Origin of the sequence: Citrobacter sp. CK202, assembly GCF_030333225.1 — a bacterium.
Taxonomy (GTDB): domain Bacteria; phylum Pseudomonadota; class Gammaproteobacteria; order Enterobacterales; family Enterobacteriaceae; genus Citrobacter_B; species Citrobacter_B koseri.
Window position 1 is genome coordinate 19,024 of the sequence record NZ_JAOWGI010000025.1, and the last position, 13,547, is coordinate 32,570.

Genomic DNA, 13,547 nt, shown 5'->3' on the forward strand with positions numbered 1-13,547 from the left:
CAGTTCGCGGAGTGAGTATGGAAGAGTTTAAAGGCACTAAAGGTAATTGGTCATATAGCAAAGAGACCGGAACAATTCGCGGTGATAGTGGCCTTCTCGCTGAGTTACTGATTAATGGTTCCGAAGACCATAACGGCACGCTTATGGCTGCCGCTCCTGAATTGCTGGAAGCACTGCAATTATCACTTAACGCCATGAATGAAATGGGTGACATCCTAAACTTTCACGACATGGCAGACGCAGAAACAGTTGAGAGGCTCACACCCGCATTTGAAATGGCTCGTTCGTCTATCAGCAAAGCACTCGGTAAGGAGTGACCATGGCCGACATCATCGATATCGCAGCAGAGACTGAAGAGCTTCAGCGTAACGCTGCCCTTTCCGCTCACCGCATCGACCGCAACGCCGTATCAGCTGAGCGTTGTGAAGAATGCGACGAACCAATTCCCGATCCGCGACGAGCTGCCGTTCCCGGCTGCTCAACGTGCGCCAGTTGCCAGGAAGAGATCGAATTGAAAAATAAGCAGAGGGGGATGTGATGCTGACTCTACAACACTTTCTCGATAAACCGACATGGGCTGCGGCTGACGGCTACAACTTCAATTATTTCGACTGCATGGCGTATACGGCAGCGCAATATGACTGCGTGTTTCTGGCGGTTCGCCGCGTGGCGGAGAACTTTTTAGACACAGAGCTGCGTGAGCTGCCATTCGTGCTTTTAGTTCTATTTGTCGCACTCATTGGAGTAATCGTCTGGCCTCTTACGTTTTGGCTTACGGCCATATGGATATGGTTACGATGTAAGCACCATCGCCAAAAGTACCAGCACGGAAACGGCATGACGGATATTGCCCGCAGTAATCTCGATAATTGGAAGCGGAGGTTCGAGCGCGAACGAAAGGTTAAGTGATGCGGAGGTTATCCAATGTTCCAGCTAATTCAACGGGGTCAGATTTACGCTGATCATTCAGGCTGGCCCGTCATCATACACAGTTGCACATCACAGGTAGTCCGCTACTGGCGACAGGGCCGGATCAACACCGCTTCAATCGACCGTTTTAACAATGATTTTGAGCACCTCGATCACCGTGAGGCGGCACAGATACGCGCCGAACTGGAGACGAGCGAGCACATTAAATCGCTGCGTGCACAGCGTGCGGCATGAGGAGAGAGCGTGAAACCTTACGAATCGAAGAAATCACAGTTCACCAGAAACCTGATCCGGCGGCGCCACGCTGAATGGTCAGAAAAGACCTTCGGCAATGTCGGCCCCATCGGACCGCTGAAGCATCTTTCGAAAGAGGCGCTGGAAGCTGCCGCCGATCCTGCCGACCTAAGCGAATGGGCTGATATGCAGTTCCTGCTATGGGACGCGCAGCGGCGCGCCGGTATCACCGATGAGCAAATCACCGAGGCGCTGAAAGAAAAGCTGAAGGTGAACATGGCTCGCCACTGGCCGGAGCCGAAAGACGGCGAGCCTCGTCTTCACATCAAGTAATGACGCAACTGATAGCCAGTTATGAGCTGGCTATTGGGTGCGAAAGCACTGCAACGTTATCCCCCATTTTGCCCGGTTCCGCGCCGGGCTTCTTTTTGCCTGGAGATACCCATGAGCGAAATGACCTTAATCGTGCCCAACGACTGGGTGACTGAGAAAAAACTGATCGAGATTACTGGCTTACGCCCGGGAACGATAGAAGCTGCCAGAAGAAACTCGTGGTTGGTAGGCCGCGAATATGTCCACGTTGCACCAGATGGAAACCCTAAAGAAAACAGCGAATGCATGTACAACCGTAAGGCTATAGACCTGTGGGTTGAGAGCCTCAAAAAGAAACAGCCGGGTGCGCGCCAATGAAGATCCGTTTATGCTTAGTGAGCTCTTGGACGTCAGGAGGGAATAATGGCTAAGTCAGCATACCCAACCGGCGTTGAGAACCACGGCGGTACGCTCCGCATATGGTTCATCTATAAAGGCAGTCGGGTACGTGAAAGCCTCGGCGTGCCGGATACACTAAAAAACAGAAAGGTCGCTGGCGAGCTGCGCGCGTCAGTGTGCTTTTCGATTAAAACAGGAAACTTCAACTATGCCGCTCAGTTCCCGGACTCACCAAACCTGAAGAAATTCGGAGTTGAGAGTAAGGAAATCACCGTGCTCGAACTGGCGAACAAGTGGCTAGAACTTAAACGCATGGAGATCAGCACCAACGCGATGTCACGCTATTCATCTATAGCGCGCAACATGGTGCCCAGGATTGGCGGGGACAGGCTGATTTCTTCAGTTACACAGGAAGACCTGTTATTTATCAGGAAGGAGTTGCTAACCGGTTATCACGTATTGAAGACAGGACAGAAGACACCAGTAAAAGGCCGGTCTGTCAGAACTGTCAACAATTACATGAGAACCATGTCAGGCATGTTTAACTTCGCAGCGGACAGTGGTTATGTGAAGGCGAACCCGTTTAACGGTATTTCCATGCTCAAACGATCACGTACTGAACCAGATCCACTTACGCGTGAGGAATTCGTCAGACTGATTAATGCGTGTACCCACCAGCAACTGAAAAACATGTGGTCTCTGGCTGTGTACACCGGAGTGCGCCACGGTGAACTGGTGTCGCTGGCATGGGAAGATATCGACCTGAAAGCGGGAACGATGATGATCCGTCGCAACCACACTTTAACGAAGGAGTTCACCCTTCCAAAAACTGAGGCCGGAACGGACCGCATCATTAATCTTATTCAGCCAGCCATTGATGTGTTGAAGAACCAAGCTGAAATGACCAGGCTGGGCAAGCAATATCAGGTTGAGGTGAAGTTGCGTGAATATGGTCGTACTGATGTGCATCCATGCACGTTCGTGTTCAACCCGCAGATCGTATCGCGTAATGGCCGTGCAGGGCATCATTACGCTGTGGGGTCGATCAACCAGTCATGGGAGGCGGCAATGCGGCGCGCCAGGATTCGCTATCGCAAAGCATATCAGTCCCGACACACGTATGCATGCTGGTCGTTAGCTGCCGGCGCCAACCCGAACTTCATCGCGAAGCAAATGGGCCACACCGACGCGCAAATGGTTTATCGGGTGTACGGTTCCTGGATGTCAGAAAACAACCATGACCAGGTAATCATCCTCAACCAGAAATTGAGTGAATTTGCCCCATCCATGCCCCACGCAGTAGGATCGGATGGGTATTAACTATAAATATCATTAGGTTATGTAACCTAAACTTGCATGGACATCACTTCCTGGTACGCCGACATCAGTTTGTTGCGTACCTGAATACCCATCTGCATTGAGACAGACGCTTTTTGCATATCGGTCATCACATCATTAAGCGCAATGCCTGGCTCACCCAGAGTAAATTTTTCTGCCTGTACGCGCGCGGTGGTTTGCGTGTCACTGATGCGATTCAGTGCCGCATGCAGTTGACCGGCAAAACTTACGGTTGGTTGCGGCAGCGCGTCTTGCGCCCGTGCGGACATCGCCGTTGCCTGTAGCTGGCTGATGACCCCTTCAATCCCCTGTATTGCTGACATGCTAATCCCCTGGATGATTTTTTACACAGCAGAGATTACCAGCTTGTCAATAAGATAAAGGCGCTAAATAGCGATAAAAAACCTCGGTTTTTGGCGCATAGAAAAATTCGAAACCGCAAATAATGAGACCGTCAATTTTTCGAGTTTGCTGACCCGGGAGTGAGTCTTGTTCCACTTTGCAAAAAACGCCGTCCACGATCAGTCACGAGGTGCGAGATGAGTGCGACTGCATCGACTGCAACCCAACCTAAACCTCTCGAGTGGCTTAATCGCCTGCGCGCGAATCCCAGAATTCCTCTGATTGTGGCGGGATCAGCCGCCGTTGCCATCATCGTTGCTATGGTTTTGTGGGCGAAAGCGCCAGATTATCGCACGCTGTTCAGCAACCTTTCCGATCAGGATGGCGGGGCCATTGTCACGCAGCTGACCCAGATGAACATCCCTTACCGCTTCATCGAAGGAAGCGGTGCGATTGAAGTGCCTGCCGATAAAGTGCATGAGCTTCGCTTGCGCCTGGCGCAACAGGGATTGCCAAAAGGCGGCGCTGTCGGCTTCGAGCTGTTAGACCAGGAAAAATTCGGCATCAGCCAGTTCAGCGAGCAGGTCAATTATCAGCGCGCGCTGGAAGGCGAACTGGCCCGCACTATCGAAACCCTGGGGCCGGTAAAACGCGCCCGTGTCCACCTGGCGATGCCGAAACCTTCTCTGTTCGTGCGCGAGCAGAAATCCCCTTCCGCTTCCGTGACGGTCAATCTTGAACCAGGCCGCGCGCTGGATGAAGGGCAAATCAGCGCGGTGGTGCATCTGGTATCCAGCGCCGTTGCAGGTCTGCCGCCAGGTAACGTCACGCTGGTCGATCAGGGCGGTCATCTGTTGACTCAGTCCAATACCAGCAGCCGCGATCTGAACGACGCGCAGTTGAAATACGCCAGCGATGTGGAAGGACGCATTCAGCGCCGTATCGAATCGATTCTTTCGCCAATCGTCGGCAACGGCAACGTCCATGCTCAGGTTACTGCGCAGCTGGATTTTGCCAACAAAGAGCAAACGGAAGAGCAATACCGTCCGAACGGCGACGCATCGCAGGCCGTGCTGCGCTCACGCCAGCTTAATGAAAGCGAGCAAATCGGCTCCGGCTATCCGGGCGGCGTACCGGGTGCGCTGTCGAATCAGCCTGCGCCGGCGAATGCTGCGCCGATCAGCACACCGCCTGCTAATCAGCAAAACGCGCAGAACACGCAGACGACCAACAATGCGAACAGCAATGTGCCGCGCAATACGCAGCGCAACGAAACCAGTAACTATGAAGTGGATCGCACCATTCGCCACACCAAACTGAACGTGGGCGATGTGCAGCGACTCTCCGTGGCGGTCGTGGTGAACTACCGCGCCCTGCCGGACGGCAAACCGCTGCCGTTAACCACGGAACAGATGAAGCAGATCGAAGATCTGACCCGCGAAGCAATGGGCTTCTCCGACAAACGCGGCGATACCCTTAACGTGGTGAATTCACCGTTTACCGCAACGGACGACCTGGGCGGCGAGCTGCCATTCTGGAAACAGCAAGCCTTTATTGAGCAGTTGATCTCCGCAGGTCGCTGGCTCCTGGTTCTGCTGGTTGCCTGGATTCTGTGGCGCAAAGCGGTTCGACCGCAGCTTGCTCGCCGCGCTGAAGAGACGAAAGTCGCGCAGGAACAGGCGCAGGTTCGTCAGGAAACCGAAGAAGCGGTAGAAGTTCGCCTCAGCAAAGACGAACAGACCCAGCAGCGCCGGGCGAACCAGCGTCTGGGCGCAGAAGTGATGAGCCAGCGTATTCGCGAAATGTCAGATAACGATCCGCGCGTCGTGGCGCTGGTCATTCGCCAGTGGATGAATAACGATCATGAGCAATAAACTTACCGGCACCGATAAAAGCGTCATCCTGCTGATGACCATTGGCGAAGACCGTGCGGCAGAGGTTTTTAAGCACCTCTCCACGCGCGAAGTGCAAACCCTGAGTTCGGCAATGGCGAACGTGCGCCAGATTTCCAACAAACAGCTGACCGATGTGCTGGCGGAATTTGAGCAAGAAGCCGAACAGTTTGCCGCACTCAACATCAACGCCAACGAATACCTGCGTTCCGTGCTGGTTAAAGCGCTGGGTGAAGAGCGTGCCGCCAGCCTGCTGGAAGATATCCTCGAAACGCGGGATACCGCCAGCGGTATTGAAACGCTCAACTTTATGGAGCCGCAAAGCGCCGCCGACCTTATCCGCGACGAACACCCGCAGATTATCGCCACCATCCTGGTGCATCTCAAACGCGGCCAGGCCGCCGATATTCTGGCGCTGTTCGACGAACGTCTGCGCCACGATGTCATGCTGCGTATCGCGACCTTCGGCGGCGTACAGCCAGCCGCACTGGCGGAACTGACCGAAGTGCTGAATGGCCTGCTCGACGGTCAGAACCTCAAGCGCAGCAAAATGGGCGGCGTGAGAACCGCGGCAGAAATCATCAACCTGATGAAAACCCAGCAGGAAGAAGCGGTTATCAGCGCCGTACGCGAATTCGATGGCGAACTGGCGCAGAAAATTATCGACGAAATGTTCCTGTTCGAAAATCTGGTGGAAGTCGACGATCGCAGCATCCAGCGTCTGTTGCAGGAAGTGGATTCCGAGTCGTTGCTGATCGCCCTGAAAGGCGCCGAGCCGCCGCTACGCGAGAAATTCCTGCGCAACATGTCGCAGCGTGCTGCCGATATTCTGCGCGACGACCTCGCCAACCGTGGCCCGGTACGTCTTTCTCAGGTGGAGAACGAACAGAAAGCCATTCTGCTTATTGTGCGTCGTCTGGCGGAAACCGGCGAAATGGTAATCGGCAGCGGCGAGGATACCTATGTCTAACGAATTGCCGTGGCAGGTCTGGACACCGGACGATCTCGTCCCTCCCCTGGCCGAGTTTGTGCCAATGGAGCACCGCGACGAACCGATAGCCATCGATGACGAACCGGAGCTGAGTGCCGAACAGCAGCTTGAGCAGCAACTGGCGCAGCTGAAAATGCAGGCGCACGAGCAAGGGTATAACGCGGGCCTCGCCGAAGGCCGCCAGAAAGGCCACGAACAGGGCTATCAGGAAGGATTAGCGCAAGGGTTGGAGCAAGGCCAGACGCAGGCGCGCGCTCAACAGGCGCCGCTGAATGCCCGAATGCAGCAACTGGTCAGCGAGTTTCAGAATACGCTGGACGCGCTGGACAGCGTGATTGCCTCGCGCCTGATGCAAATGGCGCTGGAAGCCGCTCGCCAGGTGATCGGCCAGACGCCAGCGGTGGACAACTCCGCGCTCATTAAACAGATCCAGCAATTGTTGCAACAGGAACCGCTGTTCAGCGGGAAACCGCAATTACGCGTTCACCCAGATGATTTGCAGCGCGTCGAAGAGATGCTCGGGGCCACGCTCAGCCTGCACGGCTGGCGTTTGCGCGGCGATCCCACGCTGCATCATGGCGGCTGTAAAGTGTCCGCCGATGAAGGCGATCTGGACGCCAGCGTCGCCACGCGTTGGCAAGAACTCTGCCGCCTGGCGGCTCCCGGAGTCGTCTGATGACTACGCGCCTGACCCGCTGGCTGAATACGCTGGATAACTTCGAAGCCAAAATGGCGCAGCTCCCGGCGGTGCGTCGCTACGGGCGGCTGACCCGCGCCACCGGTCTGGTGCTGGAAGCCACCGGTTTGCAGCTGCCGCTCGGCGCGACCTGCGTCATTGAACGGCAGGACGGGACGGAAACACGCGAAGTGGAAAGCGAAGTCGTCGGCTTTAATGGCCAGCGGCTGTTTTTAATGCCGCTGGAAGAGGTCGAAGGCATTCTTCCCGGCGCACGCGTTTACGCAAAAAATATTGCCGGGGAAGGTCTGCAAAGCGGAAAACAGCTGCCGCTCGGCCCTGCCCTGCTGGGGCGCGTGCTGGACGGCGGCGGCAAGCCGCTGGATGGTCTTCCCGCGCCAGACACCACGGAAACCGGCGCGTTAATCACTCAGCCATTCAACCCCTTGCAGCGAACGCCCATTGAGCATGTGCTGGATACCGGCGTCCGCCCCATCAACGCGCTGCTCACCGTCGGACGCGGACAGCGTATGGGGCTGTTTGCCGGTTCCGGCGTGGGTAAAAGCGTTCTGCTCGGCATGATGGCGCGCTATACCCGCGCGGACGTTATCGTCGTCGGGCTGATTGGCGAACGTGGCCGCGAAGTTAAAGATTTTATCGAAAACATTCTGGGCGCTGACGGGCGCGCGCGTTCGGTGGTGATTGCCGCGCCTGCGGACGTCTCGCCACTGCTGCGAATGCAGGGAGCGGCCTATGCCACGCGTATTGCCGAGGATTTCCGCGATCGCGGGCAGCATGTACTGCTGATCATGGACTCCCTGACCCGCTACGCGATGGCGCAGCGTGAGATTGCGCTGGCGATCGGCGAACCGCCTGCGACCAAGGGGTATCCGCCTTCGGTCTTCGCAAAATTACCTGCGCTGGTGGAACGTGCGGGGAATGGCATTCACGGCGGCGGCTCCATCACCGCGTTTTACACGGTATTGACCGAAGGCGACGATCAGCAGGACCCGATCGCCGACTCGGCGCGTGCGATCCTGGATGGACACATTGTGTTATCCCGTCGTCTGGCCGAAGCCGGTCACTACCCGGCCATTGATATTGAAGCGTCGATCAGCCGTGCAATGACGTCGCTGATCACCGAGCAACACTATGCACGCGTACGGAATTTCAAACAGTTGCTATCCAGTTTCCAGCGTAACCGCGATTTGGTGAGCGTCGGCGCGTATGCCAAAGGCAGCGATCCCATGCTGGATAAAGCCATCGCGCTGTGGCCGCAGCTGGAGGCGTTTTTGCAACAAGGTATTTTCGAACGAGCCGACTGGGAAGATTCTCTCCAGGCGCTGGAACTGATTTTCCCGACGGTGTGATGAAGCAGGAGGGCATAGGTCATGGCACAACATGGTGCGCTGGCGACATTAAAAGATCTGGCCGAGAAAGAAGTGGATGATGCCGCTCTCTTATTAGGGGAAATGCGACGCGGATTCCAGCAGGCGGAAGAACAACTGAAAATGCTGATCGATTATCAGCATGAGTATCGCAACAATCTCAATGCCGATATGGGCCAGGGGATTGCCAGCAACCGCTGGATTAACTATCAGCAATTTATTCAGACGCTGGAGAAGGCCATTGAGCAGCATCGCCAGCAGCTGACGCAGTGGACACAAAAAGTGGACGTGGCGCTGAACAGCTGGCGTGAAAAGAAACAACGGCTTCAGGCCTGGCAGACCTTACAGGACAGACAAAGTGCGGCAGCGTTATTGGCTGAAAACCGCCTGGATCAGAAAAAAATGGATGAATTTGCTCAGCGTGCTGCAATGAGGAAAACCGAATGATCACCTTGCCCCAACTGATCACGACCGACACAGACGTAACGACAGGCCTTCAGGCCGGTAAAACAGCCGATTCAGCCCAGGATTTTCTGGCGCTGTTAGCCGGTGCTTTGGGCGCAGGCGACGCGCAGGGTAAAGATGCCCCGCTTTCGCTTGCCGATCTCCAGGCGGCAGGCGGCAAACTGCAAAAAGGATTGCTGCAAAAAAATGCCGATACGCCACAGACGACAGCGCTGGCCGATCTTCTGGCGCGCCAGGATCTGCTGACGGATGACGCCACAGCAGACCTGACCGAGGCACAGCAGTTGCTGTCCACGCTGACGCCTTCGCTGAAAAGCAACGCCCTGAACGCGTTAAGTAAGACTGCCCGGCAGGACGACAACGCACCGGCGCTGAGCGATGAAGACCTCGCGAATCTGAGCGCGCTCTTCGCCATGTTACCGGGCCAGCCGGCGCTGACGCCAACCACGCGAACCGCGTCGGCTGAAGGCGCACTCTCCGCCCCGGCATCGCTGCGTGGCGATACGCGCGCCGCTATGCAGGATGTGGTTGCCGGGCTGACGACTGGCGAGCTGAGAAAAGGGAAAGTCGATGCCGCGCCTGACGTCACCGCAAACTCAGCAAGCAACCAGCCGGTAACGCCGCTGGTCGCCGCCGCTACCGCTAAAGCCGACATGGAAAGCACGCCTTCTCCGGTCACGACCATTGGCGCCATGACCACGCCTGGCGGTATGACGACGCAGACGCAACCCGCGCCTGTCGCAGCCGCCCCGGTACTCAGCGCGCCGCTGGGCAGCCATGAGTGGCAGCAGTCATTAAGCCAGCATGTGACGCTGTTTACCCGCCAGGGGCAACAGAGCGCGGAACTGCGTCTGCACCCGGAGGAACTGGGGCAGATTCAAATCTCCCTCAAAATGGATGATAACCAGGCGCAACTGCAAATGGTGTCAGCGCATAGCCACGTTCGCGCCGCGCTGGAAGCCGCGTTACCCGTACTGCGTACCCAACTGGCGGAAAACGGCATCCAGCTGGGACAAAGCAGTATCAGCAGTGAAAGTTTCGCCGGACAGCAGCAGTCGTCATCCCAGCAGCAGCACGCTTCCCGCGCGCAGGGACAAGAGGCTTTTGCCGCCGAAGATGACATCGCACTGACGACGCCGGGCTCGCTCCAGGCTGCCGCTCGCGGCGATGGCGCGGTGGATATCTTCGCCTAACGCCAGAGGTAGCATGATTATCCGCGTCTTTTCCACGCTTTGCCGTGGACAGGACACGGGATAATCAGCCAATAAGCTGTACCGAAACAGGAAGCCCGTATCTGATGACTGACTCCGCGATTAACAGAAAGAGCAAACGCTCAATTTGGATCCCTTTGCTGGTGTTGATTACTCTTGCCGCCTGCGCAACCGCTGGCTATAGCTACTGGCGGATGCAGGAGCACCCGACCGCCAGCGCTACCGCGGCCCCGCCACCGCCGCCAGCGCCCGTATTTTTCGCGCTGGATACGTTTACCGTCAATCTGGGCGATGCCGATCGCGTGCTGTATATCGGGATTACGCTGCGCCTGAAGGACGAAGTGACGCGCGCGCGTCTGAGCGAATATCTGCCAGAAGTGCGCAGCCGTCTGTTGCTGCTGTTTTCGCGTCAGGATGCCACTGCGCTTTCGACGGAAGCCGGGAAGCAGACGCTGATCGCGGCAATCAAAGAAACGCTCTCTACTCCGCTCGTTGCTGGACAACCGAAACAGGAAGTCACCGACGTTCTTTATACAGCTTTCATTCTGCGGTAAAGACATGGGCGATAGTATTCTTTCTCAGGCTGAAATCGATGCGCTGCTCAACGGCGACAGCGAGGCCAAAGACGAGCCCACCCCTGGCGGCGTGGGCGACAATGATATTCGTCCTTATGATCCCAATACACAGCGTCGCGTGGTGCGCGAGCGCCTACAGGCGCTGGAGATCATTAACGAACGTTTCGCGCGTCAATTCCGTATGGGACTGTTTAACCTGCTGCGTCGCAGCCCGGATATTACCGTGGGCGCGATCCGCATTCAGCCATATCACGAATTTGCGCGTAATTTACCCGTACCGACCAACCTGAACCTGATCCATCTGAAGCCGCTGCGCGGTACGGGTCTGGTGGTGTTCTCGCCGAGTCTGGTGTTTATCGCCGTGGATAACCTGTTTGGCGGCGACGGGCGTTTTCCGACCAAAGTGGAAGGTCGTGAGTTTACGCATACCGAACAGCGCGTTATCAACCGCATGCTGAAGCTGGCGCTTGAAGGCTACAGCGACGCGTGGAAAGCGATCAACCCGCTGGAAGTGGAGTACGTTCGTTCTGAGATGCAGGTGAAATTCACCAATATCACCACCTCTCCGAACGACATTGTGGTGAACACGCCGTTCCACGTCGAAATTGGCAACCTGACAGGCGAGTTCAACATCTGCCTGCCTTTCAGCATGATTGAGCCGCTGCGAGAGCTGTTGGTGAACCCGCCGCTGGAAAACTCGCGTCATGAAGATCAGAACTGGCGCGACAATCTGGTGCGTCAGGTTCAGCATTCAGAGCTGGAGCTGGTGGCGAACTTTGCGGACATCCCGCTGCGCCTTTCCCAGATATTAAAGCTGAAACCCGGCGACGTGCTGCCGATTGAAAAACCCGACCGCATTATTGCTCATGTGGACGGCGTACCTGTACTGACCAGCCAGTATGGCACCGTGAACGGTCAGTATGCGTTGCGCGTAGAGCATTTGATCAACCCGATTTTGAATTCGCTGAATGAGGAACAGCCCAAATGAGTGACATGAATAATCCGTCCGATGAGAATACCGGCGCATTGGACGATCTGTGGGCTGACGCGTTAAACGAGCAAAAAACAACGACCAGCAAAAGCGCGGCCGATGCCGTCTTCCAGCAGTTGGGCGGCGGCGACGTCAGTGGAAACCTACAGGATATCGATTTAATCATGGATATTCCGGTCAAGCTGACCGTGGAGCTGGGTCGCACGCGCATGACCATCAAAGAGCTGCTGCGCCTGACGCAGGGTTCAGTGGTCGCGCTGGACGGACTGGCAGGCGAGCCGTTGGATATTCTGATTAACGGCTACCTGATTGCCCAGGGTGAAGTCGTGGTGGTCGCCGATAAATACGGCGTGCGCATCACGGATATCATCACGCCGTCTGAACGTATGCGTCGTCTGAGCCGTTAAGCATGAAAACCCAGGCTACCGTTTCACAGCCCTCTGCCGTATCAGGCTCGCCGTTAGTTCAGGTGAGCGGCGCGCTGTTTGGGATCATCGTGTTGATTCTGGTCGCAGCCTGGGTCATTAAACGCCTGGGGTTTGCGTCCAAAGGCGCCGGTACGCGAGGGTTGAAAGTGTCAGCCAGCACCTCGCTGGGCCCGCGTGAGCGCGTGGTCATTGTCGATGTTGAAGACGCTCGGCTGGTACTGGGCGTCACGGCCACGCAAGTCAATGTGCTGCATACCCTCCCCCCTGCGCCTGTCGTTGCAGAAGAAAAACCGGCCGCCCCTGCGGATTTCCAGGCCATGATGAAGAGTTTGTTGAAGCGTTCCGGGAGATCCTGATGCGCCGTTTGTTATCCCTCACGCTGATGGCTTTGTGGTTTATCAGCCCTGCCGCGTTCGCACAATTACCCGGACTGGTCAGCCAACCGCTACCCGGCGGCGGGCAAAGCTGGTCCCTGCCGGTACAGACGCTGGTCTTTATTACGTCACTGACGTTCCTGCCCGCCATTTTGCTGATGATGACCAGCTTTACCCGCATCATTATCGTCTTCGGCTTGCTGCGAAACGCGCTGGGAACGCCCTCTGCGCCGCCAAACCAGGTGCTTCTCGGGCTGGCGCTGTTCTTGACGTTTTTTATTATGTCGCCGGTTATCGACAAAATTTACGTGGATGCCTGGCAGCCTTTCAGCGAAGAGAAGATTTCCATGCAGGAAGCGCTGGAAAAAGGCGCTCAGCCGCTGCGGGAGTTTATGCTGCGGCAGACCCGTGAGGCTGACCTGGGCCTGTTCGCGCGTCTGGCAAACAGCGGCCCGCTACAGGGGCCGGAAGCCGTGCCGATGCGAATTTTGCTCCCGGCCTACGTCACCAGCGAGTTAAAAACCGCTTTTCAGATCGGTTTTACGATTTTCATCCCCTTCCTGATTATCGATCTGGTTATCGCCAGCGTGTTGATGGCGCTCGGGATGATGATGGTGCCGCCGGCCACCATTGCGCTGCCGTTTAAGCTTATGCTTTTTGTCCTGGTCGACGGCTGGCAGTTGCTCGTTGGCTCTCTTGCCCAAAGTTTTTACAGTTAGAGGCGCGAAATGACACCCGAATCGGTCATGATGATAGGCACGGAGGCAATGAAGGTCGCGCTTGCGCTTGCCGCGCCTCTTCTGCTGGTTGCGCTGTTTACCGGCCTTATCATCAGTATTTTACAGGCCGCCACCCAGATCAACGAAATGACGCTGTCATTTATCCCGAAAATTGTGGCGGTATTTACGGCGATTATTGTGGCGGGCCCCTGGATGCTTAACCTGCTGCTGGATTACGTGCGTACGCTGTTCAGTAACTTGCCGTATATCATCGGATAAGAC

The 13,547-nt window shown here is 56.3% G+C and carries 19 protein-coding genes and 1 pseudogene; 19 read left to right on the forward strand and 1 reads right to left on the reverse strand.

Features of this window, described 5'->3' with window-relative positions:
• Positions 1-17 precede the first annotated feature (17 nt).
• From OGX84_RS09640 to OGX84_RS09670, 7 genes and pseudogenes are all read left to right on the forward strand, one after another.
• Complete coding sequence (locus tag OGX84_RS09640) at positions 18-317, forward strand: XkdD/Y8K6 family phage-associated protein (RefSeq protein ID WP_286457954.1); 300 nt, start codon at positions 18-20, stop codon at positions 315-317.
• 2 nt (positions 318-319) lie between these two features.
• A complete protein-coding gene (locus OGX84_RS09645) occupies positions 320-538 on the forward strand; it encodes a TraR/DksA family transcriptional regulator (RefSeq protein ID WP_286457955.1) in 219 nt (72 codons plus the stop codon).
• Positions 538-909, forward strand: a complete 372-nt coding sequence (locus OGX84_RS09650) for a hypothetical protein (protein WP_286457956.1) — start codon at positions 538-540, stop codon at positions 907-909. The genes OGX84_RS09645 and OGX84_RS09650 overlap by 1 nt, the downstream gene beginning before the upstream one ends.
• Before the next feature lie 15 nt (positions 910-924).
• Positions 925-1,164 carry a DUF4222 domain-containing protein gene (locus tag OGX84_RS09655; RefSeq protein ID WP_286457957.1) on the forward strand — a complete coding sequence of 80 codons (240 nt, stop codon included), beginning with the start codon at positions 925-927 and terminating at the stop codon, positions 1,162-1,164.
• Positions 1,165-1,221: 57 nt separating this feature from the next.
• Positions 1,222-1,494: pseudogene (locus tag OGX84_RS09660) on the forward strand (dATP/dGTP pyrophosphohydrolase domain-containing protein); the annotation flags it as partial.
• 114 nt (positions 1,495-1,608) lie between these two features.
• Positions 1,609-1,854, forward strand: coding sequence for an excisionase family protein (gene xisR / locus OGX84_RS09665; protein WP_200100347.1), 246 nt, complete (start codon positions 1,609-1,611; stop codon positions 1,852-1,854).
• A 45-nt stretch (positions 1,855-1,899) separates the two neighbouring features.
• Entirely contained in the window at positions 1,900-3,195 is a 1,296-nt protein-coding gene (locus tag OGX84_RS09670) for a tyrosine-type recombinase/integrase (RefSeq protein ID WP_286457962.1), read from the forward strand.
• A gap of 26 nt (positions 3,196-3,221) precedes the next feature.
• Here the strand turns inward: OGX84_RS09670 and fliE are convergent, their stop codons facing one another.
• Positions 3,222-3,536, reverse strand: coding sequence for a flagellar hook-basal body complex protein FliE (gene fliE, locus OGX84_RS09675; RefSeq protein ID WP_012131910.1), 315 nt, complete (start codon positions 3,534-3,536; stop codon positions 3,222-3,224).
• A 216-nt stretch (positions 3,537-3,752) separates the two neighbouring features.
• On the opposite strand from fliE, the gene fliF reads away from it, so the two are divergent.
• The 12 genes from fliF (at position 3,753) to fliQ (ending at position 13,544) form a co-directional block, all read left to right on the forward strand.
• On the forward strand, positions 3,753-5,429 hold the full coding sequence (gene fliF / locus OGX84_RS09680; RefSeq protein WP_286457963.1) for a flagellar basal-body MS-ring/collar protein FliF: 1,677 nt from the start codon (positions 3,753-3,755) through the stop codon (positions 5,427-5,429).
• Positions 5,419-6,417 (forward strand): flagellar motor switch protein FliG, encoded by a 999-nt coding sequence (gene fliG, locus OGX84_RS09685; protein ID WP_012131907.1) that lies wholly within the window; start codon positions 5,419-5,421, stop codon positions 6,415-6,417. The genes fliF and fliG overlap by 11 nt, the downstream gene beginning before the upstream one ends.
• A complete protein-coding gene (gene fliH / locus OGX84_RS09690) occupies positions 6,410-7,114 on the forward strand; it encodes a flagellar assembly protein FliH (protein ID WP_047462909.1) in 705 nt (234 codons plus the stop codon). The genes fliG and fliH overlap by 8 nt, the downstream gene beginning before the upstream one ends.
• Positions 7,114-8,484 (forward strand): flagellar protein export ATPase FliI, encoded by a 1,371-nt coding sequence (fliI, locus tag OGX84_RS09695; RefSeq protein WP_012131905.1) that lies wholly within the window; start codon positions 7,114-7,116, stop codon positions 8,482-8,484. The genes fliH and fliI overlap by 1 nt, the downstream gene beginning before the upstream one ends.
• Positions 8,485-8,505: 21 nt before the next feature.
• Complete coding sequence (gene fliJ, locus OGX84_RS09700; protein WP_012131904.1) at positions 8,506-8,949, forward strand: flagellar export protein FliJ; 444 nt, start codon at positions 8,506-8,508, stop codon at positions 8,947-8,949.
• Positions 8,946-10,160 carry a flagellar hook length control protein FliK gene (gene fliK / locus OGX84_RS09705; RefSeq protein ID WP_286457964.1) on the forward strand — a complete coding sequence of 405 codons (1,215 nt, stop codon included), beginning with the start codon at positions 8,946-8,948 and terminating at the stop codon, positions 10,158-10,160. Before fliJ ends, fliK begins: the two co-directional genes overlap by 4 nt.
• Before the next feature lie 104 nt (positions 10,161-10,264).
• Positions 10,265-10,732, forward strand: coding sequence for a flagellar basal body-associated protein FliL (fliL, locus tag OGX84_RS09710; protein WP_012131902.1), 468 nt, complete (start codon positions 10,265-10,267; stop codon positions 10,730-10,732).
• A gap of 4 nt (positions 10,733-10,736) precedes the next feature.
• On the forward strand, positions 10,737-11,741 hold the full coding sequence (gene fliM / locus OGX84_RS09715; RefSeq protein WP_112001982.1) for a flagellar motor switch protein FliM: 1,005 nt from the start codon (positions 10,737-10,739) through the stop codon (positions 11,739-11,741).
• Positions 11,738-12,151 (forward strand): flagellar motor switch protein FliN, encoded by a 414-nt coding sequence (gene fliN / locus OGX84_RS09720; protein ID WP_012131900.1) that lies wholly within the window; start codon positions 11,738-11,740, stop codon positions 12,149-12,151. The genes fliM and fliN overlap by 4 nt, the downstream gene beginning before the upstream one ends.
• A 2-nt stretch (positions 12,152-12,153) precedes the next feature.
• Positions 12,154-12,528 carry a flagellar biosynthetic protein FliO gene (gene fliO, locus OGX84_RS09725; protein WP_112001981.1) on the forward strand — a complete coding sequence of 125 codons (375 nt, stop codon included), beginning with the start codon at positions 12,154-12,156 and terminating at the stop codon, positions 12,526-12,528.
• Positions 12,528-13,265, forward strand: a complete 738-nt coding sequence (gene fliP / locus OGX84_RS09730; protein ID WP_012131898.1) for a flagellar type III secretion system pore protein FliP — start codon at positions 12,528-12,530, stop codon at positions 13,263-13,265. The genes fliO and fliP overlap by 1 nt, the downstream gene beginning before the upstream one ends.
• A gap of 9 nt (positions 13,266-13,274) precedes the next feature.
• Positions 13,275-13,544, forward strand: a complete 270-nt coding sequence (gene fliQ / locus OGX84_RS09735; protein WP_012131897.1) for a flagellar biosynthesis protein FliQ — start codon at positions 13,275-13,277, stop codon at positions 13,542-13,544.
• Positions 13,545-13,547 lie beyond the last annotated feature (3 nt).

Coding starts and splice junctions, on each gene's coding strand:
- fliP (WP_012131898.1), top strand. CDS start 12,528: ATGCGCCGTTTGTTATCCCTCACGCTGATGGCTTTGTGGTTTATCAGC.
- fliF (WP_286457963.1), top strand. CDS start 3,753: ATGAGTGCGACTGCATCGACTGCAACCCAACCTAAACCTCTCGAGTGG.
- OGX84_RS09670 (WP_286457962.1), top strand. CDS start 1,900: ATGGCTAAGTCAGCATACCCAACCGGCGTTGAGAACCACGGCGGTACG.
- xisR (WP_200100347.1), top strand. CDS start 1,609: ATGAGCGAAATGACCTTAATCGTGCCCAACGACTGGGTGACTGAGAAA.
- fliH (WP_047462909.1), top strand. CDS start 6,410: ATGTCTAACGAATTGCCGTGGCAGGTCTGGACACCGGACGATCTCGTC.
- fliN (WP_012131900.1), top strand. CDS start 11,738: ATGAGTGACATGAATAATCCGTCCGATGAGAATACCGGCGCATTGGAC.
- OGX84_RS09655 (WP_286457957.1), top strand. CDS start 925: ATGTTCCAGCTAATTCAACGGGGTCAGATTTACGCTGATCATTCAGGC.
- fliE (WP_012131910.1), bottom strand. CDS start 3,536: ATGTCAGCAATACAGGGGATTGAAGGGGTCATCAGCCAGCTACAGGCA.
- OGX84_RS09650 (WP_286457956.1), top strand. CDS start 538: ATGCTGACTCTACAACACTTTCTCGATAAACCGACATGGGCTGCGGCT.
- fliJ (WP_012131904.1), top strand. CDS start 8,506: ATGGCACAACATGGTGCGCTGGCGACATTAAAAGATCTGGCCGAGAAA.
- fliK (WP_286457964.1), top strand. CDS start 8,946: ATGATCACCTTGCCCCAACTGATCACGACCGACACAGACGTAACGACA.
- fliM (WP_112001982.1), top strand. CDS start 10,737: ATGGGCGATAGTATTCTTTCTCAGGCTGAAATCGATGCGCTGCTCAAC.
- fliL (WP_012131902.1), top strand. CDS start 10,265: ATGACTGACTCCGCGATTAACAGAAAGAGCAAACGCTCAATTTGGATC.
- fliG (WP_012131907.1), top strand. CDS start 5,419: ATGAGCAATAAACTTACCGGCACCGATAAAAGCGTCATCCTGCTGATG.
- OGX84_RS09645 (WP_286457955.1), top strand. CDS start 320: ATGGCCGACATCATCGATATCGCAGCAGAGACTGAAGAGCTTCAGCGT.
- OGX84_RS09640 (WP_286457954.1), top strand. CDS start 18: ATGGAAGAGTTTAAAGGCACTAAAGGTAATTGGTCATATAGCAAAGAG.
- fliI (WP_012131905.1), top strand. CDS start 7,114: ATGACTACGCGCCTGACCCGCTGGCTGAATACGCTGGATAACTTCGAA.
- fliO (WP_112001981.1), top strand. CDS start 12,154: ATGAAAACCCAGGCTACCGTTTCACAGCCCTCTGCCGTATCAGGCTCG.
- fliQ (WP_012131897.1), top strand. CDS start 13,275: ATGACACCCGAATCGGTCATGATGATAGGCACGGAGGCAATGAAGGTC.